The following is a 21,755-nucleotide window of genomic DNA, read 5'->3' as shown; positions in this document are numbered from 1 at the left end:
AATTTTCCGACCGGCCGAGTTGGCGCGCGGGCCTGCATTCCGGCCCCATCTTCGCCGCGCGGGATGCGTGCGCCCATCGTAGCTCGACAAAAAATTGACACAAATCAGGCACTTAATGCTGGCCTTATGGGGCGAACCGGGTATAATTCTCCGTTTCCCTAAATCGATTTTTCGATGGTTGGGTTGTTCACTGCTTTCACGCTATCACCGGGAGTGGGAATGTCCAATCTGAGCGATGCGCTTCAGTTGAAGTCGGCTCACAGCCAGCTTCCAGTCACTGCATACTTCGATGAGGCGCTGCTTGAGCGCGAGATCGAAACCCTCTTCAAGAAAGGTCCTCGTTACGTCGGGCACGAGTTGATGGTGCCCGAGGCGGGGGACTATTTTGCGTTGCCGTCCGAGAAGGAGGGCCGCGTGCTGGTCCGCAATCAGGCGAACCAGATCGAGCTGCTGTCGAACGTGTGCCGTCATCGGCAGGCGATCATGCTCAACGGGCGCGGTCACGCACCGAACATCGTGTGTCCGCTGCACCGCTGGACGTACGACCTGGAGGGCCAGCTGCTCGGCGCGCCGCACTTCCCCGACAAGCCGTGCCTGAATCTCGGCAAGACTCCGCTGCAGAACTGGCAGGGGCTGCTGTTCGAGGCCGAGGGCCGGAACGTCGCGCGCGATCTCGCGAACCTCGGCACGAAACATCACTTCGACTTCTCCGACTACCAGTTCGATCACGTCGAAGTGCACGAGTGCGACTACAACTGGAAGACGTTCATCGAGGTCTACCTCGAGGATTACCACGTCGTCCCGTTCCATCCGGGCCTCGGCAGCTTCGTGTCGTGCGACGACCTCAAGTGGGAGTTCGGCGACTGGTACAGCGTGCAGACGGTCGGCGTCCACAACGCGCTCGCGAAACCGGGCAGCGCGACCTACCGGAAATGGCACGAGCAGGTGCTGAAGTTCCGCAACGGCGTGCCGCCGGAGTTCGGCGCGATCTGGATGGTCTACTACCCGGGCCTCATGATCGAGTGGTATCCGCACGTGCTGGTCGTGTCGTGGCTGATTCCGCGCGGCCCGCAGAAGACGACCAACATCGTCGAGTTCTATTACCCCGAGGAAATCGCGCTGTTCGAGCGCGAATTCGTCGAGGCCGAGCGCGCCGCGTATATGGAAACGGCGGTCGAGGACGACGAGATCGCAATGCGGATGGACGCGGGCCGCCGCGCGCTGATGGAGCGCGGCGAGTCGCAGGTCGGCCCGTATCAGAGCCCGATGGAAGATGGCATGCAGCACTTCCACGAGTTCCTGCGCCGCCAGCTCGGGCATATCTGACGGCTGCGCGAGCATCGACGCTCACGGCGTTCGGTATCGAGAAAAAGACGGGTTTCGGCCCGTCTTTTTTTGTTTAGACTTCCGGTATCGGGCCGTTCGCACTCCAGGGAGCCGTCATGTCACACACTCACTACACCACGCTCATCTCGGCGGCCAATCTCGCCGAGCGGCTGGCCGCGGCGCCCGGCAGCGTCGCGGTGTTCGATTGCCGCTTCGATCTCGCCGATCCGGCCGCCGGTGAAGCCGCGTATGCGGCCGGCCATATCCGCGGCGCGCAATATCTGCATCTCGATCGCGACCTGTCGGGTCGCAAGACGGGCACCAACGGCCGCCACCCGCTGCCGACCCGCGATGCGTTCTCAATGCTGCTCGCGAGCCGCGGCGTCAGGCAAGGCCAGCAGGTCGTCGCGTACGACGCGCAAGGCGGCGCGTACGCGGCGCGGCTGTGGTGGCTGATGCGCTGGCTCGGGCACGACTCCGTCGCGGTGCTCGACGGCGGGCTGCAAGCGTGGGAAGCCGCCGGCCAGCCGTTGACGACCGACGTGCCGCAGCCGGCCGCTGGCGACTTCCGCGCATCGGCGCCGCTCGAATCGACCGTCGACGCGGCGACGGTGCTCGCGAACGTGAAGTCGCCCACGCGCGTCGTGATCGATGCGCGCGCGCCGGACCGCTATCGCGGCGAGAACGAAACGATCGATCCGGTCGGCGGACACATCCCCGGCGCGCGCAACCGTTTCTTCAAGGACAATCTGGCTGCCGACGGCCGCTTCAAGACCGGCCATGAGCTGCGCGAAACATTCACCGCGCTGCTGGCCGGCACCGAGCCGAATCGCGTGATCCTGCAATGCGGGTCCGGCGTGACCGCGTGCCACAACGCGCTCGCGCTCGAGATCGCGGGGCTGCACGGCGCATCGCTGTATCCGGGCTCGTGGAGCGAATGGAGCGCCGATCCGTCGCGACCGGTCGCCACCGGCCCGACACCGTAAGCGCGCACGAACGCGCCGATGCAACGACACGGCGGCGGCCTTGGCCGCCGCTTGCCGTTTACATCACGCCGTACTTGTGGAACCACGCGATCGCGCGCTTCCAGCCGTCCTCCGCATCGCCCTTCACGTAGCTCGGCCGATAGTCGGCGAAAAAAGCGTGGCCGGCATCCGGATACACGACGATCTCCGATTCGCGCGCGAGCTTCGAGTCGCTCGTCTGGATCGCTCGGCGCATGTCGGCAAGCGACGCCTGCGTGATGTTCGCGTCCTTCTCGCCGTACAGCCCGAGCACCGGCACCTTCAGCGACGTCGCGCGATCGACCGGGTTGAACGGCGTCATCTCGTCGGTCTTGCCTTCGACGAATCCATACCACGCAACGGCCGCCCGCACGTGCGGATTGTGCTCCGCGTACAGCCACGTCTGGCGGCCGCCCCAGCAAAAGCCCGTCACGCCGATGCGCGTCGGATCGCCGCCGTTCCTGCCGGCCCACGCGACCGTCGCATCGAGATCCTCGGTCACCTGCCGGTCCGGCACCTTGCTGACGATGTTCTCGACGAGCGCCTGGATCGTCGGATACTTCGACGCGTTGCCCTGCCGCGCGAACAGGTCGGGCGCGATCGCGAGGTAGCCGAGCTTCGCGAAGCGGCGGCACACGTCGGCGATATGCGCGTGCACGCCGAAGATTTCGTGGATCACGATGACGACCGGTAGATTCGTCTTGTCGATCGGCTGCGCGCGGTACGCCGGCACGCTCGCGTCGCCCGAGCGGATCTCGACGGTGTCGACGTCCAGCCCGGCGCTGTCGGTCGTGATCGTCTGCGCCGACACAGGCAGCACGGCGGCCGCGAAGGTGCCGCCGAGCGCGGCCTGCATGAACTTGCGGCGCGAGAACGGAACGTGGGGAACCAGGCTGTCGACTTCGGGTTTCAACATGAATGCACTCCTCGATGGGACGCCGCCGTCGACGCGCCGGATTCGGCCGGACGGGGCGACGCGCCGGCACGCGGCGCGGATGTCGCGACGGTGGCACCCCGCCGCAAGCGAAAAACCCGGACAAGATGCCCAATATTCCGTTGTCGCGTCAACTGTCGGATGTGTAAGACCGGATGACGGCGATCGGTACCGCCACCCGAACCGCGGCACGGCATTCTGCCCGTTATCCGCGCGCATCCGCAGCCGCCGACGGGCACGAGCGCGTCGCCGTGCGTCGAACGACTTGCACGATGCAAAGAACAACCGGCACGCAGCGGCACCGGCGCAACACACGGGCGGCGACGATCGTGCCCGTCGAGACGACGGGCACCGCGCGCAACACGCACGCGCCGCCCGCTTCGCGCGCGAGCTCAGTGCAGCTTGACGCGCGGCAACGTCGTGCGCCGCAGCCAGTGCGCGACCGTGTCGAGGACCATCCGCGGATAACCGTGCAGCGCCGCGATGTGCAGCCGATACAGCGACATGTACATGAAGCGCGCGAACAGACCTTCGATCAGCATGTTGCCGCCGATCAGCCCGCCCATCAGATTACCCACCGCGCTGAAATGGCCGAGCGACACGAGCGAGCCGAAATCGCGATAGGTGAATTCGGGCAGCGGCCGCCCTTCGAGCCGGCACGCGATCGCCTTCAGCAGGAAGCTCGCCTGCTGGTGCGCGGCCTGCGCGCGCGGCGGCACGTTGCGTTCGTTGCCCGGCCACGCACACGCGGCGCAATCGCCGAGCGCGAACACGTCGTCGTCGGTGACCGTCTGCAGCGTGCGCCGCACGTCGAGCTGGCCGAGCTTGTTGACCTGCAGCCCGTCGAGCTGCGACAGCACGGACGGCGCCTTGATGCCGGCCGCCCACACGGTGAGGTCCGCGCGCACCGCCTTGCCGCTCGCCGTGTGCACGAGCCCCGCAGCGACCTCGGTCACGCGTTCGCCGAGCATCAGCCGCACGCCGAGCTTTTCAAGCAGTTCGGCTGTCGCGGCCGACACGCGCTCCTGCAGCGCAGGAAGAATCCGCGGCCCCGATTCGATCAGCACGATGCCGACGTCGTGCTGCGGATCGAGCTTGTGCAGCCCGTATACGGACAGCACCTGCGCGGTGTTGCGCAGCTCCGCGGACAGTTCGACGCCGGTCGCGCCGCCGCCGACGATCACGATCTGGATGCGCGGCTCCGTCGCGTCGCCGGGCACGGTCGGCGCCACCGCCTGATGCTCGGCGCGCATGCACGCGGCGATCAATCGCTTGCGGAACCGCTCGGCTTCGGCCACCGTGTCGAGCGCGATCGCATTTTCCGCGGCGCCCTGTACGCCGAAGAAATGCGTGGTGCTGCCGATCGCGATCACGAGCGTGTCGTAGTCCAGCTCGCGCGCGGGCAGCAGTTCCGCGCCGTCGCTGTCGTTGACCGGCGACAGCGTGATGCGCTTCGCCGCGCGGTCGAGCGCGGTGAGCTCGCCCTGCTGAAACTCGAAGCCGTGCCAGCGCGCCTGCGCCGCATATTCGAGTTCCTGCGTGAACGGATCCATGCTGCCGGCCGCGACCTCGTGCAGCAGCGGTTTCCAGATGTGCGTCGGATTGCGGTCGACGAGCGTGACGAGCGCGCGTGCGGGACGATTGCCGCGCGCGCCGTAACGGTCGCCGAGCCGCGTCGCCAGTTCCAGGCCGCCCGCGCCTCCGCCTACGATGATGATCCGATGCATCGATTCCCCCTTTGCGATTCGAAACTGCTGCCGCGGACGAACCCGGAACGCGATGCATTCGCGTCGCCCGACAGTCGTCCGACGGATTAACCGGTTCGAACATCATCGATGCGTGGTTCGAAACACTTCGATGTGTTCGATCCCGGAACGCGGGGCGCGCCGCCCCGCGTCAATGACATGACCGACATGCATTGTCCGGGAGCTTGCGCATTGACCACAAGCCAACCATCTCGATATTCGGCATCCCTGCAACACTATGCCGCAGCGCGCGGGAGCCGCACCGCGCGCGTCAGTGCGCCTCTTCCCAGTTCGCGCCGGCACCGACTTCGGCGACCAGCGGCACCTTCAGCTTCGCGACGCCGCACATCATTTCGGGCAGCTTCTCGCGCACGAGCGGCAGTTCGTCGTCCGGCACCTCGAGCACCAGTTCGTCGTGCACCTGCATGATCATCCGCGACGCGAGCTTGTCGCGCGTGAGCCACTGGTCGACCGCGATCATCGACAGCTTGATCAGGTCGGCCGCGGTGCCCTGCATCGGCGCATTGATCGCCGCGCGCTCGGCCGCCTGCCGACGCGGACCGTTGCCGCCGTTGATCTCCGGCAGCCACAGGCGCCGGCCGAACACCGTTTCGACGTAGCCCTTCTCCTTCGCGGACGCGCGCGTGTTTTCCATGTACTGCGCGACGCCCGGATAACGGGTGAAATAGCGGTCGATATAAAGCTTCGCCGCGTCGCGCGTGATCCCGAGGTTCGATGCCAGCCCGAACGCGCTCATCCCGTAGATCAGCCCGAAGTTGATGACCTTCGCGATCCGGCGCTGGTCGGCGTTCACCTCCAGCGGCGTCACGCCGAACACCTCCGCCGCCGTTGCGCGGTGGATGTCCTCGCCCTGCGAGAACGCGCGCAGCAGCGACGCGTCGCCCGAGATGTGCGCCATGATCCGCAGCTCGATCTGCGAATAGTCGGCCGACACGATCCGGTGGCCGGGCGCCGCAATGAACGCCTCGCGGATCCGCCGGCCTTCCGCGGTTCGCACCGGAATGTTCTGAAGATTCGGATCGTTCGATGCGAGGCGGCCCGTGACCGCGACGGCCTGCGCGTAGTTCGTATGCACGCGGCCCGTCGCCGGATTCACCATGCGCGGCAGCTTGTCGGTGTAGGTCGACTTCAGCTTCGACAACCCGCGATGCTCGAGCAGCAGCTTCGGCAGCGGGTAATCCTCCGCCAGCTTTTGCAGCACTTCCTCGTCGGTCGACGGTGCGCCGCTCGGCGTCTTCTTCACGACCGGCAGCTGCAGCTTCTCGAAGAAGATCTGGCCGATCTGCTTCGGCGAGCCGAGATTGAATTCGCCGCCCGCCAGTTCGTACGCCTGCGCTTCGAGTTCGATCAGCCGCGTCGCGATTTCGGTGCTCTGCGCGTGCAGCAGCGCATCGTCGATCAGCACGCCGGTGCGCTCCATCTTGCGCAGCACGTGCGACACCGGCATCTCGATCTCGCGATACACGCGTTCGAGGCCCGGCTCGCGCGCGATCTGCGGATACAGCGCGCGATGCAGCTGCAACGTGATGTCCGCGTCTTCCGCCGCGTATTCGGCGGCCTGCGCGAGCGCCACTTCGTCGAAGCCGATCTGCTTCGCGCCCTTGCCCGCGACGTCTTCGTACTTGATCGTCTTGATGCCCAGATGACGAAGCGCGAGGCTGTCCATGTCGTGCGTGCGGTGCGATTCGAGCACGTACGATTCGAGCAGCGTGTCGTGCTCGATGCCGTTCAGCTCGATCCCGTAGTTCGCGAGCACCTGCGCGTCGTACTTCAGATGTTGGCCGACCTTCCTGCGATCGGCCGACTCGAGCCACGGCTTCAGGCGCGCGAGCACTTCGTCGAGCGGCAGCTGCTCGGGCATGTCGGGCCCGCGGTGCGCGACCGGCAGATACGCGGCCTTGCCGGGCTCGACCGAGAACGACAGGCCGACGAGCCGCGCAACCATCGGATCGAGCGCGGTCGTCTCGGTGTCGAATGCGGTGAGTTCCGCCGCGTCGAGCTTCGCGAGCCACGCGTCGAACTGCGCCCATGTCTGGATCGTGTCGTATTCGCGCGCGACACCGGATGCGATCACCGGCGCGGGCTCGCCGTCCGGCGCATCGGTGTCGCTGCCTTCGGCGGGCGCGCTGTCGATTTCGCGCAGCCAGGTCTTGAAGCCGTAGCGCGCGAAGATGTCGCGCAGCAGGTCGCGCGCTTCGCCGTCGGTCTTCAGCGACGCGTCGATCGATTCGAGATGCGGCGCGAGATCGCATGCGGTATCGACCGTGACGAGCTTGCGGCCGAGCGGCAGGAAGTCGAGCGCGCGACGCAGGTTGTCGCCGACCACGCCCTTGATCTCCGCCGCATGCTCGATCACGCCGTCGAGCGTGCCGTACTGCGACAGCCACTTCACGGCCGTCTTCGGCCCGCACTTCTCGACGCCCGGCACGTTGTCGACCGTGTCGCCGATCAGCGCCAGATAATCGATGATCCGTTCCGGCGGCACGCCGAATTTCGCGATCACGCCGTCGCGGTCGAGCGTTTCGTTGGTCATCGTGTTGACGAGCGTGACGTGCTCGGTGACGAGCTGCGCGAGGTCCTTGTCGCCCGTCGACACGATCACGTTCATCCCGCGCCGTTCCGCTTCGCGCGCGAGCGTGCCGATCACGTCGTCGGCCTCGACGCCGTCGACCATCAGCAGCGGCCAGCCGAGCGCGCGCACCGCGCCGTGGATCGGCTCGACCTGCAATGCGAGATCCGGCGGCATCGACGGACGGTTTGCCTTATAGTCCGCATAAAGCTCGTCGCGAAACGTCTTGCCCTTCGCATCGAACACGCAAGCGCTATACTCTGCACTGACTTCCTTGCGCATGCGGCGCAGCATGTTGATGATTCCGTAGAGCGCTCCAGTCGGCTCCCCGCCAGGGCCCCGCAAATCAGGCATCGCATGGTAAGCCCGATACAGATAGCTCGAACCGTCAACCAATAGCAGGGTCTTACCTTCCAGATTTCGTTCTTCAGGCATTATGAACAAGAGAAAAGTGATTCCGAGTCTGCGTTCGCTCGCAGATCAAGAACGCGCGACGGCCAAGAAGGCGCGCGCATCGTGGCAGATGTTCACGATTATGGCAGAGTTTATCGAGGCGACCGAGTACCTGTCGGAGATCCGCCCGGCCGTCAGCATCTACGGCTCCGCGCGCCTCAAACCGGACACGCCGCACTACAAACTCGCGGTACAAATTGCGCGCAAGCTGTCCGACGCCGGCTTCGCGGTGATCTCCGGCGGCGGTCCCGGCATCATGGAAGCGGCGAACAAGGGCGCGCACGCCGGCAAGGCGCCGTCGGTCGGCCTGAACATCGAGCTGCCGCACGAGCAGGCCGGTAACCACTATCAGGACATCTCGCTGCGCTTCCGTCATTTCTTCACGCGCAAGGTCACGTTCGTGAAGAATTCCGATGCGGTGATCGTGATGCCGGGCGGCTTCGGCACGCTCGACGAGCTGTCCGAAGTGCTCACGCTGATCCAGACGAAGAAGTCGCGCCTCGTGCCGATCATCCTCGTCGGCAGCGAGTTCTGGCAGGGACTGCTGCAATGGTTCCGCGATCAGCTGATCCCGATGGGCCTGATCAATCCGGAAGACATGAACCTGATGCAGGTGATCGACGATCCGGATCAGGTGCTCGACGCGGTGCTCGCGTTCTACGAGGACAGCGGCGAAGAAGAAGGCCCGGACGACGGCGACGGCCATCCGCCGCGCCCCGAAGAAGATCGCATGTTCTATCTGTAATCGATCGCAGGCTGCCGGCCGAACGGCCGGCACATCGCTTCGGGCTTCGCGCTTCAGGCGCGACAGGCATAGCGATCTCGGCGGCTGCCGCGCGTCAGTTTGTAACCTCTCGTTAATTGCAGTTCGCGACCCCGCGTCGCCGAATGTCAAATCCGTGCTGCGGCGCCCGCGCAATGCGCGGCATCCGTCCGCATCCGCCGTTCATCATTGTCAAATCGCGTTGCACTGCGACTCGCACGATCGCATCGCAGCATCCAATCCGTCGTAATAAACGCGGATCGCGTTTTTCGCCGCGCGCGGGCACACTGCGTACCGTCGGTGCGGAGATCCCCCGATGGAGCGGTCCCCGATCGGTCCATCGCGTCGCGCCGGCCCATTCACCACGACATCACGGAAAAGAACATGCAACGCTCGCTGATCGCCCTCGCCTTCGCCGGCCTCGGTCTTTCGCTGTCCGGTCTCGCCCACGCCGTCAACGTCGACGTCAATATCGGCACGCCCGCGCCGGTGGTCGTTGCGCCGGCACCTGTCGTCGTCGTCGGCTGGCACGGCGACCGCTACTGGGACGGTCATCGCTACTGGGAGCGCCGCGAATGGGAAGAACATCAACGTCATCGCGGCCGCGGCGGCTATCACTGCCCGCCCGGGCACGCGAAGAAGGGCGAGTGCTGAGCACGCGATCGACGGGCTGTCGTTCGGCCCGGACGTGAATCGGCAAACGAAAGGCCGCACGCGAACGATGGTTCGCGTGCGGCCTTGCTCGTTGCGGGCGCAGCGGTGCGACGCGCCGCCGCCTGCTCCGCTTACTGAAACGCCACTTCGGCAAAGCTCCGCAGCTTGCGGCTATGCAGCTTGTCGAGCCCGTTCGTGCGCAGGATCTCCATCGCGCGCACGCCGATCTGCAGATGCTGATCGACCTGTGCACGATAGAACTGGTCGGCCATTCCCGGCAGCTTCAACTCGCCGTGCAGCGGCTTGTCCGACACGCACAGCAGCGTGCCGTACGGCACGCGGAAACGGAAGCCGTTCGCGGCGATCGTCGCGCTTTCCATGTCGAGCGCGATCGCGCGGCTCTGCGACAGCCGCTGCACCGGCTCGCGATGATCGCGCAGCTCCCAGTTGCGGTTGTCGACGCTCGCGACCGTGCCCGTGCGCATCACGCGCTTCAGCTCCGCGCCTTCGAGCTGCGTGACGTCGGCCACCGCGCGCTCGAGCGCGAGCTGCACTTCGGCGAGCGCCGGAATCGGCACCCACAGCGGCAGATCGGCGTCGAGCACGTGATCCTCGCGCACGTAGCCGTGCGCCAGCACGTAGTCGCCGAGGCGCTGCGTGTTGCGCAGCCCCGCGCAGTGTCCGAGCATCACCCACGCGTGCGGACGCAGCACCGCAATGTGATCGGTGATCGTCTTCGCGTTCGACGGGCCGACGCCGATGTTGACCATCGTGATCCCGCTGCCGTCCGCGCGCTTCAGGTGATACGCAGGCATCTGCGGCAGACGCGGCGGCGCGGCGCCCTCGGCCGGCTCGCTGCCGAGGTTCGCGTTGTACGTGACGACGTCGCCCGGCTCGACGAACGCGCTGTACTGACTGCGGTACGCACGCACGTCCGGATCGCCGCTTTCGGTCATCATCGTGCGGCCGAGCTTCACGAACTCGTCGATGTAGAACTGATAGTTCGTGTAGAGCACGTAGTTCTGGAAATGCGTGGGCGACGTCGCCGTGTAGTGACGCAGCCGATGCAGCGAAAAGTCGACGCGCGCGGCGGTGAACAGCGCGAGCGGATGCGGCTCGCCCGGCGCCGGCTCGAACGTGCCGTTGACGATGCGGTCGTCGAGATACGACAGGTCGGGCGTATCGAAGATGTCGCGCATCGCGAGCAGACGGTCGCGATCGAGCTCGCCTTCGAGATGGATGCCTTCCGGAAACGCGAAGTGAATCGGAATCGGCTGCGGCGATACGCCGATCTCGATCTTCACGTGATGGTTCTTCGCCAGCAGCCGCAGTTGCTCGCGATAGTAGTTCGCGAACAGATCGGGGCGCGTGACGGTCGTCTCGAATACGCCGGGACCCGCGACGAAGCCGTACGAGCGGCGCGAGTCGACGTGCGTGTTGACGTCGGTGCGGATCCGCACGAACGGATAGCAGGCGCGCACGTGCTCGGTGATCGGTTCGTGGCGGCGATAGCGCGCGAATGCGTCGCGCAGGAAACCGGTGTTGGTATCGTAAATGGCCGACAGCCGCGCGACGGCGGCGATCGGATCGTCGAAAGCTTCGACCGGCGGATTTTCGGGCGACAGCACGCGGTGCCGGCGGCTCATGTCGTTCTTCATTTTCATCACCTCGTCTGATCGGACGACATTACCACGGAACCCGGTCGCCCCTCATGGCCGCGCCGCGCAAGCAGGGGCCGGACGATGCGCAGTATTTGCTAAAATCGCCGGGTTCACTGGAGACTCATCATGAAGCCGCTCATTCTCGTCGCCGCTGCCGCCGCGTTTGCCGCCGCCAGCATCGCTCACGCCGCCGGCGGCACGCCGAGCGCCGACGCACAGGCCCAGGCCGAGGCCAACGAAGCCGCGGGTCTGCCCGATCTCCGCCAGATCAACCGCCCCGCTGCCGAGATCACGTCGAAGGTCGACTTCAGCGACATTCGGCGCACGCCGAGCTTCCACGAGAAGAGCAAGAACGGCACCGAGGTCACCGAGTATCGCGACCGCGGCAAGCCGGTCGAGATCGACGTGAAGTCGAATTTCGGCACGCGCTACCAGATGAGCTCGACGCCCGACACGTCGCCGAAACCGCACGATGCGGGCATCCCGATCACGCGGCTGCCGTCGGTGAACCTGCGCTACTGATTCCGTGCCGCGCCGCGTCGATCGCGATCGCGGCGCACCGCCTCCTCCATACCTGCTGTCGCGATGCACGCCGTTCGCGTGCCGACACCCTGACCAGACGCATCTCGCATGGCCGTTTTCACCGCTGTTTCCGACTCCGATCTCGCGCAATGGATGCGCCACTACGAACTGGGCGACGTGCTCGCGTTCCGCGGCATTCCGTCCGGTATCGAAAACAGCAATTTCTTCCTGACGACGACGCGCGGCGAGTACGTCCTCACGATTTTCGAAAAGCTGACGGCCGAGCAGCTGCCGTTCTATCTGGATCTGATGCGCCATCTGGCCGGCCATCGCGTGCCGGTGCCGGATCCGGTCCCGCGCGACGACGGCGCGCTGTTCGGCGAGCTGCACGGCAAGCCGGCCGCGATCGTCACGAAGCTCGACGGCGCGGCCGAACTCGCGCCGGGGGTCGAACACTGCATCGAAGTCGGCCAGATGCTCGCGCGAATGCATCTCGCCGGGCGCGACTTCCCGCGCAACCAGCCGAACCTGCGCAGCTTGCCGTGGTGGCAAGAGAACGTGCCCGCGATCGTCCCGTTCGTGTCCGACGCACAACGCGCGCTGCTCGAGCGCGAACTCGCGCACCAGGCGAACTTCTTCGCGTCGGACGACTACGCGGCGCTGCCGGCCGGGCCGTGTCATTGCGATCTGTTCCGCGACAACGTGCTGTTCGCGCATGCCGCGCCCGGCACCGGGCACGACGTGCGGCTCGGCGGCTTCTTCGATTTCTATTTCGCCGGCTGCGACAAGTGGCTGTTCGACGTCGCCGTGACCGTCAACGACTGGTGCGTCGATCTCGCGACCGGCGCGCTCGACGTCGCGCGCGCCGACGCGCTGCTGCGCGCATATCAGACGGTGCGGCCGTTCACGGCCGAGGAGCGCCGCCACTGGAGCGACATGCTGCGCGCGGGCGCGTACCGCTTCTGGGTGTCGCGCCTGTACGACTTCTATCTGCCGCGCGCGGCCGAGATGCTGAAGCCGCACGACCCCGGTCATTTCGAACGCATCCTGCGTGAGCGTATCGCGCATACGCCCGTGCTTCCCGAGATCCAAACCGCATGCAACTGATCGAAGTCCCCGCGAAAACCGGTTACGTCTGGTTCCGTCAAGGCATCTGGCTGTTCCGCCGGAATCCGCTCGCGTTCATCACGCTGTTCTTCACGTACCTGCTCGCGATCACGCTGGTGTCGATGGTGCCCGTGGTCGGTGCGGCGCTGCCGCTGCTGTTCATTCCGGGCGTCGCGGTCGGGTTCATGGCCGCATGCCGCGACACGATCGCCGGCAAGACGGTGCTGCCGACGATCCTCGTCGACGGGTTCCGCTCGTACGGGTCGGTCACGACTCAGCGCCTGCTGGTGCTCGGCGCGGTGTACGTCGTATCGATGATGCTGGTGTTCGCCGCATCGGCGCTCGTGGACGGCGGCGGGCTGTTCCACATGATGCTCGGCGTAACGGGCGACACGAACACGACGCCGGAAGCGCTCGTCGCGCAAGGCACCATCGGCGCATTGTTCGTCGCGACGCTGCTGTACGTGCCGGTCGCGATGCTGTTCTGGTTCGCGCCGGTGCTCACCGCATGGCATGACGTGCCGCCCGCGAAGGCACTGTTTTTCAGCGTCGTCAGCTGCTGGCGCAATCGCGGCGCGTTCGTCGTATACGGCGCGCTGTGGTTCGCCGTCGCGCTGGGGACGTCGCTCGGCCTGTCGCTGCTGCTGCAGGCGCTCGGCGCCGGCGCATACGCGCTGACGATCCTGATGCCGGTCACGATCGTCATCGTCGCGATGATGTACTGCTCGTTCTATGCAACCTATCGCGGCTGCTTCGGCGTGCAGGAGCCGAGCGCAACGCCGACTGCGTCCGGCCGCTGACGCCGCCGTCGGCCGGCGCACATGGCCGGCCGCGCTGTTCAACGTGACGATTTGCGCGCAAAATAATTTGCGTGCAAATCGTTAGCGCGTTCATCGCGCCAATCGGATCATGGATCGCCTGCCCCCGCTGCCTCAAACGCTCGACGAACAGCTGTGCTTCGCGCTCTATTCGACGTCGCATGCGATGACGAAAGCGTACAAGCCGCTGCTCGACAAGCTGTCGCTGACCTACCCGCAATATCTCGCGATGCTGGTGCTGTGGGAACGCGACGACATCGCGGTGAAGGACATCGCCGCGCGCCTGGATCTCGATCCGGCAACCGTCACGCCGCTGCTCAAGCGGCTGGAAGCGCTCGGCTACGTCGAACGCGTGCGCAGCACGACGGACGAACGCGTCGTGAACGTGCGCGTGACTGCCGCAGGCCGTGCGCTGAAGGACGACGCGCGCTCGGTACCCGCCGACCTCTTTTGCGCGATGCGGCAAACGCCGGAGTTTCTGATCAGACTCCGTGCGGACCTCCAGCAGTTGCGCGATGCTTTGTCGTCGGCAACCGAAGACTGACGAAACGACGCGACGACTTGTCCGAGCCCGGCACGCCGGGCTTTTTCATTGAAATTTAATTTGCACGCTAATGATTTGTACTCTATATTCCATCCGTGGCCGGCGATCTTCGTCGCCCGGACCGCCCTCCCTTTTCCGACAGGAGCTGCACGATGAACGTTCTGTACAAGACCAGCGCCACCAGCACCGGCGGCCGTGACGGCCGCGCGGTATCGGCAGACCACAAGCTCGAAGTGAAGCTGGCCGCGCCGCGCGAACTCGGCGGCACGGGCGCCGAAGGCACGAATCCTGAACAGCTGTTTGCCGCAGGTTACTCGGCCTGCTTTCTGAGCGCGATGAAGTTCGTTGCGGGCCAGAACAAGCAGACGCTACCGGCGGACACGCAAGTCACCGCGGAAGTCGGGATCGGCCCGAACGATGCCGGCGGCTTCGCGCTCGACATCGAGCTGCGCGTGTCGTTGCCGGGTCTGGACAAGGCCGACGCGCAGGCGTTGATGGAAAAAGCCCATCACGTGTGTCCGTATTCGAACGCCACGCGCAACAACGTACCGGTACGGCTGACGCTCGTCTGACGCGCAACGCCGACGACGCATGCAAGAAGGGCGCGTGCGGCAACCAGCCGCACACGCCCTTTTTTGATTCGCCGAGTCGGCGGGCGGTGCTGCCCGCGCGGCTCGCTTAACGCGCGCCGAACGAGAACGGACGGTTCATCGCAGCTTCGCGGTCGATCTTCCGCATGCGGAATTCGAGGTCGTAGATGTCGGTTGCTTCGGACAGGTACGCGTCGGCGCGCTCTTTCGCAGCCTTTTCAGCGCTCTTGGTCAGCATCAGGAACAGATGGCTCAGCAGGTACATGGTCGATCTCGCAGGGATTCGTTGACTAGGGTTTTCCCGGATTATAGGGAAAACCCTAGTTCTTGGCCAGCGTCGATCAACCGGTGCGTCGTTCCGTCGCTACAGTGCGTCGATTTTGCTCGAAAAAGGACCAGATCATCGCGCTCGCATCGGGGCCGACCGCCGCGTGAAACGGCACTGCGTCGTCGCCGCCGGCCCATGCGTGGTCGAGCCCTCGGACATGACAGACCCGCACGATCGATTCGCCGTCGCGGCGTATGTCGACGATGCGCGCACCCGCGTCGCGCGTCTCCACGCGCTCGGCGCCGCGCAGTGCGCCGCGACTGTCGGCCAGACCGTTCAGACGCAGGAACTGAACGGCCAGCTGATCGGCGTTCTTCGGTGCGACGACGCGGTCGCCGTCGCCCTGCACGATCAGCGCCGGCATGCCCGGATACGAGCCGGAATCGAGCGCCGCCTCGACGGCTGCGACCGGGTTCTGGCGCAGACCGCGCCGCATGACGTCCATCGCCGTGATGCCGGAATTCGCTTCGCCGAGCGCCGGACCGGAATGCAGCGCGACGGCCGCGAAACGATCGGGATGGTGAAGCGCGAGCAGCCCCGCGAGGCCCGCGCCGGCCGACAGGCCGGCGACGTACACGCGCGACGCATCGAATCCGTGCTCGTCGACGAGCGTATCGACGAGCGACGCAACCGCATCGGCCTCGCCGCGCCCCGCCCGATCGGTGTCGTCGTACCAGTGCCAGCAGCCGTGCGCGTGCGCGCGCAACGACTGTTCGGGATACAGCACCGCGAAGCCATGCTGGTCAGCCAACAGGTTCATTCGCGTGCCCTGTGCGAACTCGTCGGCGGTCTGCCGGCAGCCGTGCAGCATCACGACGAGCGGCATCGAACCGCGCCGACGGCCGGGCGGCACGTACAGCGCGTAGGCGAGCTGCTGCACGAGGCGGCCGAGCGCGGGCGCCATCGGATGCTCGCCGCGCGTCCAGTCGCCGGCCGCCCATGCGGCCGCGCGCGGACGCACGCGCGACTCGCGCGGCGGCGATGCATCATGGGCCGCGGGAGCCGCTGCCGCGTCGAGCACGTCGCGCTCGACACGCTGCGCATCGCGCGTCGCGCGCTTGGCGGCCGGAGTCAGCATGCGCTTCATCCCGCCCAGCCACACTTTCGTCAGACTTTTGGTCATCGATCCGGCTCGCAATCAGGAAAAATTGGGGACACCCTGTGGGGTGCGCGATTTGTCTTTGTGCAATGCACCATAGCACTGTTTCCGGGATTTTTCCTGCGCGCGCCGGACGGCTCCGGTATCGCAAAATACGGGTCCCCGCTTACGCGGCGCTATACTCGGCGTTCGCCGCTTGTCTCCGTTGTAGTCGTTTTTCCGGCTCGCGCGTTGATTTAAGCATCCGTCCGCCCTCTGCCCGTTGCCTTCCCGATGTTCGACCTCCCGCCTCACCTGTGGATCACGATCACCGCATTCGGTGGCGCCGGGCTCACTTTGCCGCTCGCCGTGACGATCGCGGTGTGGCTCGCGCTCGGCTACTCGTGGCAACGCGCGGCCGCCTGGCTCGGCGTGCTGGCGGCGGCGATCGGCGTGGTCGCGCTGACGAAGATCGCGTTTCTCGGCTGGGGCATCGGCATCCGCGCGTGGGACTTCACCGGCTTCAGCGGCCACGCGATGCTGTCAACGTCGGTCTATCCGGTCGCGATATTCCTGATGCTGATCCGCACGCGCACGCCGATCCGCGTGGCCGGCATCGCACTCGGGCTTGCGGCCGGCGTCGCGGTCGGCGTGTCGCGCGTCGCGCTCGACGCGCATTCGCCGTCCGAATCGATCACCGGCTGCATCGTCGGCGCGCTTGCCGCGCTCGCGTTCATCGCCGGCTCGTGGCGCGCGGTACCACATCGCTGGTCGGCGCCGGCGGTCGTCGCGAGCCTCGCGCTCGTGACCGTCGCGCTGCACGGCATCACAGTGCCGTCGCATCGCTGGGTCACGAAGGTCGCGCTGCATCTGTCCGGGCACGAGCGGCCGTTCGTCCGCGCGCGATGGAAGGCCAATCCGAACTACCGGCCGGCATCGCAACCGTCGTCGCTGCAGCGTACCGACTCGACGCCGCACACGCTGCATGCGTGACGGCGCGCCGGTCGCCTTCCCTGCCTCTCTGCTTGCTGAGCCACTTATGCCCGCCGCGACATGAGCGGTATGCCGAGCGTTATAACCCGCCCTATATTACGATTACGGTTTCCATCCATTCGAACGAATCGATCATGCGCCCGACCGCCCGCCCGCTTCGCCACCTGCTGCTCCGTCTGCTTCCGCTTGCCGCGCTGACCGGCGCGATCGCGCTCAGCGCCCCCGCGCGCGCTGCCGACGAGCTCGTGGTGTCGGCGGCCGCGAGCCTGACGAACGCGTTCAAGGCGGTTGGCGACGCGTACGAGAAGCAGCATCCGGGCACCAAGGTGCTGTTCAACTTCGGCGCGTCCGACGTACTGATGCAGCAGATCGCGAAGGGCGCGCCGGCCGACGTATTCGCGTCGGCCGACCAGAAGGCGATGGATCGCGCAGTCGGCGAAAAGGTGATCGTGCCGGGCACGCGGCGCGATTTCGCCGCGAACTCGCTGGTGCTGATCGTGCCGGCGGACAGCCGTTCGCCCGCGCCGGCGTCGTTGAACGATCTGACCGCACCCGCGGTGAAGCGCATCGCGTATGGCGACCCGGCGTCGGTGCCGGTCGGCCGCTACACCGAAGGCGCGCTGCGCGCGGCCGGCGTGTGGGATGCCGTCAGCGCGAAGGGCGTGCTCGCGGCCAACGTACGTCAAAGCCTCGATTACGTCGCGCGCGGCGAAGTCGATGCCGGCTTCGTGTTCGGCACCGATGCCGCGATCATGCCCGGCCGCGTGAAAGTCGCGCTGACGGTGCCGACGCAAACCGCGATCACGTATCCGATCGCCGTCGTGAAGGACAGCCGCCACGCCGCGCAGGCGCAGTCGTTCATCGACTTCGTCGCGTCGCCGCAGGGCCAGGCCGTGCTGTCGACGTTCGGCTTCAAATCCGTGGCCAAGTGAGCGTGTCGCGATGCAGGACGCCTGGGTACCGCTGCTGCTGTCGCTGAAGGTCGCCGGCTGGGCGACCGCGCTCGACGTCGTGCTCGGCGTCGCGGCTGCGTTCGCGCTCGCGCGCTGGCGCTCGCCGATGCGCAACGTCGTCGATTCGCTGCTGACGCTGCCGCTCGTGCTGCCGCCGACGGTGCTCGGCTATTACCTGCTCGTGCTGCTCGGCCGGCGCGGCGTGTTCGGCGCGTGGCTCGACACGCTCGGCATCGAACTGGTGTTCACGTGGCAGGGCGCGGTGATCGCGTCGATGGTCGTCGCGTTCCCGCTGATCCTGAAATCGGCGCGCGCGGCGTTCGAAGGCGTCGATCCGCATCTCGAGCGCGCCGCGCGCACGCTCGGGCTCGGCGAAGCGGCGGTGTTCTTCCGCGTGACGCTGCCGCTCGCGACACGTGGGATTCTGGCCGGCGCGCTGCTCGCGTTTGCGCGCGCGCTCGGCGAATTCGGCGCGACGCTGATGATCGCGGGCAATTTGCCCGGACGCACGCAGACGCTGTCGGTCGCGATCTACGCGGCCGTGCAGGCCGGCGACGACGCGACCGCCAACTTCCTCGTGCTCGTGACGTCGATCACCTGCGTGCTCGTGCTGCTCGCAACCGGCTGGCTCGTGCCGTCGCGAGCCCGACGGAGTCAGTTGACATGAAGCGGCCGCCCTGTTCGCGTCGCGCGACGGCGATCGTGCGTGCTTGCCGACCGGCGGCGCGCGCATGCACGGCAGCACAGCGGAGGCTCGTATGACGCTCGCCGTCGACATCCGCAAGACCTATGCGAATGCGGAGCGCCGCTTCACGCTCGACGTGTCGTTCACGGCGACGACGCAGCGCGTCGTGCTGTTCGGACCTTCGGGCGCGGGCAAGAGCATGACGCTGCAGGCGATCGCCGGTCTGCTGTCGCCCGACGCCGGTACGATCGCGCTGAACGGCGAACCGCTGTTCGACGCGGCGCGCGGCATCGACGTGCCGACCCGCGCGCGCCGCGTCGCGTATCTGTTCCAGGACTACGCGCTGTTCCCGCATCTGAACGTGCGGCAGAACATCGCGTTCGGGCTCACGGCGGGCCTGCGCAATCCGCGCGCGAAGACGGTGCCGCCCGAAGTCGCGTACTGGCTGCGCGCGTTCGAACTCGACGCGCTGGCCGGACAGTATCCGTCGCAGCTGTCGGGCGGGCAGAAGCAACGCGTCGCGCTCGCGCGCGCGCTGGTCGCGCAGCCGCGCATCCTGCTGCTCGACGAGCCGTTCGCCGCGCTCGACGGTGCGATGCGTGCGCGCATGCGGCACGAACTCGCCGAACTGCAGGCGCGGCTCGACATTCCGATGGTGCTGATCTCGCACGATCCCGACGACGTCGCCGCCTTCGGCGATCAGGTCGTGCAATTGAGCGAAGGACGCGTGCAGGCCGCGACGCCGCACACGCAATGGCCGACGCGCGTCTCCTGACGCCGCGACGGCCCCGCAGTCGCGCTGGAACCTGAGAGAAGCCCGCATCCGCGGCCTATGCTGAAAACGGGATCGAAGCCGGCGCCGTCGCGCGGACGACATGCGGCGGCCGCCTTCCTCACGATGCGCGATCGTCGATGCGTGCGCATGCGCATGCGCGTGCGCGGCCAGCTCAGCCCGTCACTGCGAGAATCACGCTCGACGCCTTGAACAGCGCCACCGCGCACGTGCCGACGCGAAGCGGCAGCGCGTCGACGCTGTCGTTCGTGACGACGGCCGTCAGCGTGCCGCCGCCGTCGAGCGCAAGCGTGACCTCGCTGTTCACTGCGCCCGTCGACACCGATTGGACCGTTCCCCGCAACTGATTGCGCGCGGACACCTTCAATGCGCCGTCGCCGTCGTCGACGGCGAGCACGATCCACGACGCCTTCAGGAGCGCGCACGCGTGCGCGCCGACCTGCAGCCCGAGCGCATCCGCACTTTCATGCGTGAGCACTGCGACGATCGTCTGTCCGCCTGGCAGCGTCAGCGCGACCTCGTCGTTCACGGTGCCGCGCACGATCGACGCGACCTTGCCGAACAGCTGGTTGCGCGCGCTGGTCCGCATCCCGATCCGGCCGATCAGCGCCCAGTCGACGTCGAATCCCGACACCGCCCGGCTCGCCGCGTCGATGAAACGGCGATGCTCGCGCTCGATCGTGCGGAACGCGGCGATCAGCGACGTCGCACGCGGCGTCAACGTCGTGCCGCCGCCGCCCTTGCCGCCGGTCGCGCGCACGACGAGCGGTTCGCCGGCGAGATTGTTCATCGTGTCGATCGCGTCCCACGCAGCCTTGTAGCTGAGCCCGACCGCCTTCGCCGCGCGCGTGATCGACCCTGTGTCGGCGATCGCGGCGAGCAGCGCGATGCGCGTCGCGCCGCCGAGGGTCCGTTCGCCCGCGCGCAGCCACAGCTCGCCGCCGAGTTCGAGCGGTTCGGCGGAACGGGAAGAAGACGATGCGTCGCTCATGAGTCGGCTCGAAGGAAACGGGCGGCCATTATAGTCAGCGCGCCGCGCGGCCGGCCTTGCCGTCGAGCTTCGGCGGACGCAGGCTCGCGAGCAGCGCCTCCGCGTCGCGCGCCGCGCGCTGCTCGAGCGCCGCGCCGTAGCCGCGCACGAAGCCGATCTGGTATGCGGGTGCGCCGAGCTGCTCGAGATGCTGCAGCGCGACCATCGCGTCGTTCGCGTCGCCGAGCACGCTCTGCACGCGCGCAAGCGTCTTGACGGTCTCGTTGCGCGTGCGGCGCGACGCAAGCGACGCGAAGAATTCGAGCGCATAGCGCAGCCGCTTCGCGTCGATCCGCACGCGGTGCCGCGCGGCCGTATCGAGCGACGTGAGCGACGGCGACGCGTACAGATGACCGAACAGCCGCCGCACGCGCTTCGTCGCGTGGCGGCGCAGCGACGGCGCGCCGTCGTCGGCCGCGGGCGGCAGCGCGAGCGCGCTCAGCCATTCGAGCCAGCCGCGCGTCAGCCGCGCATAGCGCGCCGAATGCAGCCCCTGCCGCAACTCGACGCGCGCGGCGCGCGCCTGCGCGCGAGCGGCATCGAGCGTGCCGTTCCAGTCGGTGCCGCCGCCGTCGGCGTCAATCAGCGCAGGCAGGCTTTCGGTCGAGAACACATCCCAGTCGCGCACGGTGCCGAGCAGCGCAGCGAGCCAGCGCAGATCGGCGCCGAACGTATCCTTCCAGCGCCGGTCCGCAAAGCGCGGGAAAAATCGCATCAGCGTGCGCAGCCGACGCAGCGCGACGCGCATCTGATGCACGTATTCGGGATCGTCGCACTCGAGCACGCCGGCCTCGTTGCCGAGCCATTGAGCGGCGATGTCGCGCGACAGCGCGAACAGCGCCGCGCGCTGCGTGCGCAGGCCGGACAGATCGACCGGTTGCGCCTTGATCGGCGCGGCGACCGCCGGCTCGCCCGCGCATGCGCGGTCGATCATGCTCGTCAGCTGGATGAACGCGGGCCACGCGCCGCTCAGTTCGCGCGCGGCCGCGAACAGCGCGCGCAATGCGGCCGCGCGGGCGTCGGCCGCGTCCCAGTCGGGCGCCGCGAGACGCAGCTCGACACACCGGCGCGGCGGCTCGTCGCCGGTGTGCAGCGCGACGTCGTCGAGCGTCATCTCGACGACCACGCCGCTGTCGTCGGCCCAGCGCCCGTGTCGCCGTTCGCTGACGACGCGCAGCGGTGCC

At 67.1% G+C, this 21,755-nt stretch carries 21 protein-coding genes; 13 read left to right on the top strand and 8 right to left on the bottom strand.

The window, feature by feature from the left end; translation table 11 throughout:
- Nucleotides 1-219 precede the first annotated feature (219 nt).
- Nucleotides 220-1,326: an aromatic ring-hydroxylating oxygenase subunit alpha gene (locus tag BUB20358_RS02205; protein WP_035973644.1), complete on the top strand. Its 1,107-nt coding sequence runs from the start codon at nucleotides 220-222 to the stop codon at nucleotides 1,324-1,326.
- A gap of 116 nt (nucleotides 1,327-1,442) precedes the next feature.
- Nucleotides 1,443-2,312: a sulfurtransferase gene (locus BUB20358_RS02200; RefSeq protein WP_006765493.1), complete on the top strand. Its 870-nt coding sequence runs from the start codon at nucleotides 1,443-1,445 to the stop codon at nucleotides 2,310-2,312.
- A 58-nt stretch (nucleotides 2,313-2,370) separates the two neighbouring features.
- Here the strand turns inward: BUB20358_RS02200 and BUB20358_RS02195 are convergent, their stop codons facing one another.
- The 3 genes from BUB20358_RS02195 to polA form a co-directional block, all read right to left on the bottom strand.
- The gene (locus BUB20358_RS02195; RefSeq protein WP_006765492.1) at nucleotides 2,371-3,246 is read right to left on the bottom strand and encodes a dienelactone hydrolase family protein; all 876 of its coding nucleotides are present in this window, start codon (nucleotides 3,244-3,246) and stop codon (nucleotides 2,371-2,373) included.
- Between the two features lie 410 nt (nucleotides 3,247-3,656).
- Complete coding sequence (locus BUB20358_RS02190; RefSeq protein ID WP_006765491.1) at nucleotides 3,657-4,991, bottom strand: NAD(P)/FAD-dependent oxidoreductase; 1,335 nt, start codon at nucleotides 4,989-4,991, stop codon at nucleotides 3,657-3,659.
- A gap of 289 nt (nucleotides 4,992-5,280) precedes the next feature.
- Complete coding sequence (polA, locus tag BUB20358_RS02185) at nucleotides 5,281-8,034, bottom strand: DNA polymerase I (RefSeq protein WP_035973642.1); 2,754 nt, start codon at nucleotides 8,032-8,034, stop codon at nucleotides 5,281-5,283.
- 1 nt (nucleotide 8,035) lies between these two features.
- Between polA and BUB20358_RS02180 the strand changes: the two genes are divergently transcribed.
- Together BUB20358_RS02180 and BUB20358_RS02175 are read left to right on the top strand one after the other, a co-directional pair.
- Nucleotides 8,036-8,797 carry an LOG family protein gene (locus BUB20358_RS02180; protein ID WP_006765489.1) on the top strand — a complete coding sequence of 254 codons (762 nt, stop codon included), beginning with the start codon at nucleotides 8,036-8,038 and terminating at the stop codon, nucleotides 8,795-8,797.
- Nucleotides 8,798-9,199: 402 nt separating this feature from the next.
- Nucleotides 9,200-9,469: a hypothetical protein gene (locus BUB20358_RS02175; RefSeq protein WP_035973640.1), complete on the top strand. Its 270-nt coding sequence runs from the start codon at nucleotides 9,200-9,202 to the stop codon at nucleotides 9,467-9,469.
- A gap of 131 nt (nucleotides 9,470-9,600) precedes the next feature.
- On the opposite strand, the gene BUB20358_RS02170 is transcribed toward BUB20358_RS02175, so the two are convergent.
- Nucleotides 9,601-11,127 (bottom strand): AMP nucleosidase, encoded by a 1,527-nt coding sequence (locus BUB20358_RS02170; RefSeq protein WP_035975113.1) that lies wholly within the window; start codon nucleotides 11,125-11,127, stop codon nucleotides 9,601-9,603.
- Nucleotides 11,128-11,256: 129 nt separating this feature from the next.
- Here BUB20358_RS02170 and BUB20358_RS02165 point away from each other — a divergent pair, with 129 nt between their 5' ends.
- From BUB20358_RS02165 to BUB20358_RS02145, 5 genes are all read left to right on the top strand, one after another.
- Nucleotides 11,257-11,652: a hypothetical protein gene (locus BUB20358_RS02165; protein ID WP_006765485.1), complete on the top strand. Its 396-nt coding sequence runs from the start codon at nucleotides 11,257-11,259 to the stop codon at nucleotides 11,650-11,652.
- A 108-nt stretch (nucleotides 11,653-11,760) separates the two neighbouring features.
- Nucleotides 11,761-12,759, top strand: a complete 999-nt coding sequence (locus BUB20358_RS02160) for a homoserine kinase (protein ID WP_006765484.1) — start codon at nucleotides 11,761-11,763, stop codon at nucleotides 12,757-12,759.
- On the top strand, nucleotides 12,750-13,559 hold the full coding sequence (locus BUB20358_RS02155; protein WP_006765483.1) for a BPSS1780 family membrane protein: 810 nt from the start codon (nucleotides 12,750-12,752) through the stop codon (nucleotides 13,557-13,559). The genes BUB20358_RS02160 and BUB20358_RS02155 overlap by 10 nt, the downstream gene beginning before the upstream one ends.
- Nucleotides 13,560-13,668: 109 nt before the next feature.
- On the top strand, nucleotides 13,669-14,121 hold the full coding sequence (locus BUB20358_RS02150) for a MarR family winged helix-turn-helix transcriptional regulator (RefSeq protein WP_006765482.1): 453 nt from the start codon (nucleotides 13,669-13,671) through the stop codon (nucleotides 14,119-14,121).
- Between the two features lie 152 nt (nucleotides 14,122-14,273).
- Nucleotides 14,274-14,693 (top strand): organic hydroperoxide resistance protein, encoded by a 420-nt coding sequence (locus BUB20358_RS02145; protein WP_006765481.1) that lies wholly within the window; start codon nucleotides 14,274-14,276, stop codon nucleotides 14,691-14,693.
- Between the two features lie 106 nt (nucleotides 14,694-14,799).
- On the opposite strand, the gene BUB20358_RS02140 is transcribed toward BUB20358_RS02145, so the two are convergent.
- Together BUB20358_RS02140 and BUB20358_RS02135 are read right to left on the bottom strand one after the other, a co-directional pair.
- The gene (locus BUB20358_RS02140; protein ID WP_006765480.1) at nucleotides 14,800-14,976 is read right to left on the bottom strand and encodes a DUF3563 family protein; all 177 of its coding nucleotides are present in this window, start codon (nucleotides 14,974-14,976) and stop codon (nucleotides 14,800-14,802) included.
- 76 nt (nucleotides 14,977-15,052) lie between these two features.
- Complete coding sequence (locus BUB20358_RS02135; RefSeq protein WP_006765479.1) at nucleotides 15,053-16,162, bottom strand: extracellular catalytic domain type 1 short-chain-length polyhydroxyalkanoate depolymerase; 1,110 nt, start codon at nucleotides 16,160-16,162, stop codon at nucleotides 15,053-15,055.
- A 249-nt stretch (nucleotides 16,163-16,411) separates the two neighbouring features.
- On the opposite strand from BUB20358_RS02135, the gene BUB20358_RS02130 reads away from it, so the two are divergent.
- The 4 genes from BUB20358_RS02130 to BUB20358_RS02115 all read left to right on the top strand — a co-directional run bounded on the left by BUB20358_RS02130 (nucleotide 16,412) and on the right by BUB20358_RS02115 (nucleotide 19,523).
- Entirely contained in the window at nucleotides 16,412-17,110 is a 699-nt protein-coding gene (locus tag BUB20358_RS02130; RefSeq protein ID WP_006765478.1) for a phosphatase PAP2 family protein, read from the top strand.
- A gap of 134 nt (nucleotides 17,111-17,244) precedes the next feature.
- Nucleotides 17,245-18,042, top strand: coding sequence for a molybdate ABC transporter substrate-binding protein (gene modA / locus BUB20358_RS02125; RefSeq protein WP_035973638.1), 798 nt, complete (start codon nucleotides 17,245-17,247; stop codon nucleotides 18,040-18,042).
- Nucleotides 18,043-18,052: 10 nt separating this feature from the next.
- Nucleotides 18,053-18,730 carry a molybdate ABC transporter permease subunit gene (modB, locus tag BUB20358_RS02120; RefSeq protein WP_006765477.1) on the top strand — a complete coding sequence of 226 codons (678 nt, stop codon included), beginning with the start codon at nucleotides 18,053-18,055 and terminating at the stop codon, nucleotides 18,728-18,730.
- A gap of 91 nt (nucleotides 18,731-18,821) precedes the next feature.
- Entirely contained in the window at nucleotides 18,822-19,523 is a 702-nt protein-coding gene (locus BUB20358_RS02115; protein ID WP_006765476.1) for a sulfate/molybdate ABC transporter ATP-binding protein, read from the top strand.
- 172 nt (nucleotides 19,524-19,695) lie between these two features.
- Here the strand turns inward: BUB20358_RS02115 and BUB20358_RS02110 are convergent, their stop codons facing one another.
- Complete coding sequence (locus BUB20358_RS02110) at nucleotides 19,696-20,532, bottom strand: TOBE domain-containing protein (RefSeq protein WP_006765475.1); 837 nt, start codon at nucleotides 20,530-20,532, stop codon at nucleotides 19,696-19,698.
- Between the two features lie 34 nt (nucleotides 20,533-20,566).
- Nucleotides 20,567-21,755 (bottom strand): CHAD domain-containing protein (locus BUB20358_RS02105; protein WP_174905054.1); only part of this gene is annotated, 1,189 nt, incomplete at its 5' end.

The organism is Burkholderia dolosa, from assembly GCF_902499135.1.
GTDB lineage: Bacteria > Pseudomonadota > Gammaproteobacteria > Burkholderiales > Burkholderiaceae > Burkholderia > Burkholderia dolosa.
The sequence above is the reverse complement of the archived record's forward strand: the minus strand, read 5'-3'. Positions and strand labels throughout refer to the sequence as shown.

Excerpts from the sequence above, each read along its gene's own strand:
- BUB20358_RS02205 (WP_035973644.1), top strand. The coding sequence starts at position 220 with ATGTCCAATCTGAGCGATGCGCTTCAGTTGAAGTCGGCTCACAGCCAG.
- BUB20358_RS02200 (WP_006765493.1), top strand. The coding sequence starts at position 1,443 with ATGTCACACACTCACTACACCACGCTCATCTCGGCGGCCAATCTCGCC.
- BUB20358_RS02195 (WP_006765492.1), bottom strand. The coding sequence starts at position 3,246 with ATGTTGAAACCCGAAGTCGACAGCCTGGTTCCCCACGTTCCGTTCTCG.
- BUB20358_RS02190 (WP_006765491.1), bottom strand. The coding sequence starts at position 4,991 with ATGCATCGGATCATCATCGTAGGCGGAGGCGCGGGCGGCCTGGAACTG.
- polA (WP_035973642.1), bottom strand. The coding sequence starts at position 8,034 with ATGCCTGAAGAACGAAATCTGGAAGGTAAGACCCTGCTATTGGTTGAC.
- BUB20358_RS02180 (WP_006765489.1), top strand. The coding sequence starts at position 8,036 with ATGAACAAGAGAAAAGTGATTCCGAGTCTGCGTTCGCTCGCAGATCAA.
- BUB20358_RS02175 (WP_035973640.1), top strand. The coding sequence starts at position 9,200 with ATGCAACGCTCGCTGATCGCCCTCGCCTTCGCCGGCCTCGGTCTTTCG.
- BUB20358_RS02170 (WP_035975113.1), bottom strand. The coding sequence starts at position 11,127 with ATGAAGAACGACATGAGCCGCCGGCACCGCGTGCTGTCGCCCGAAAAT.
- BUB20358_RS02165 (WP_006765485.1), top strand. The coding sequence starts at position 11,257 with ATGAAGCCGCTCATTCTCGTCGCCGCTGCCGCCGCGTTTGCCGCCGCC.
- BUB20358_RS02160 (WP_006765484.1), top strand. The coding sequence starts at position 11,761 with ATGGCCGTTTTCACCGCTGTTTCCGACTCCGATCTCGCGCAATGGATG.
- BUB20358_RS02155 (WP_006765483.1), top strand. The coding sequence starts at position 12,750 with ATGCAACTGATCGAAGTCCCCGCGAAAACCGGTTACGTCTGGTTCCGT.
- BUB20358_RS02150 (WP_006765482.1), top strand. The coding sequence starts at position 13,669 with ATGGATCGCCTGCCCCCGCTGCCTCAAACGCTCGACGAACAGCTGTGC.
- BUB20358_RS02145 (WP_006765481.1), top strand. The coding sequence starts at position 14,274 with ATGAACGTTCTGTACAAGACCAGCGCCACCAGCACCGGCGGCCGTGAC.
- BUB20358_RS02140 (WP_006765480.1), bottom strand. The coding sequence starts at position 14,976 with ATGTACCTGCTGAGCCATCTGTTCCTGATGCTGACCAAGAGCGCTGAA.
- BUB20358_RS02135 (WP_006765479.1), bottom strand. The coding sequence starts at position 16,162 with ATGACCAAAAGTCTGACGAAAGTGTGGCTGGGCGGGATGAAGCGCATG.
- BUB20358_RS02130 (WP_006765478.1), top strand. The coding sequence starts at position 16,412 with ATGTTCGACCTCCCGCCTCACCTGTGGATCACGATCACCGCATTCGGT.
- modA (WP_035973638.1), top strand. The coding sequence starts at position 17,245 with ATGCGCCCGACCGCCCGCCCGCTTCGCCACCTGCTGCTCCGTCTGCTT.
- modB (WP_006765477.1), top strand. The coding sequence starts at position 18,053 with ATGCAGGACGCCTGGGTACCGCTGCTGCTGTCGCTGAAGGTCGCCGGC.
- BUB20358_RS02115 (WP_006765476.1), top strand. The coding sequence starts at position 18,822 with ATGACGCTCGCCGTCGACATCCGCAAGACCTATGCGAATGCGGAGCGC.
- BUB20358_RS02110 (WP_006765475.1), bottom strand. The coding sequence starts at position 20,532 with ATGAGCGACGCATCGTCTTCTTCCCGTTCCGCCGAACCGCTCGAACTC.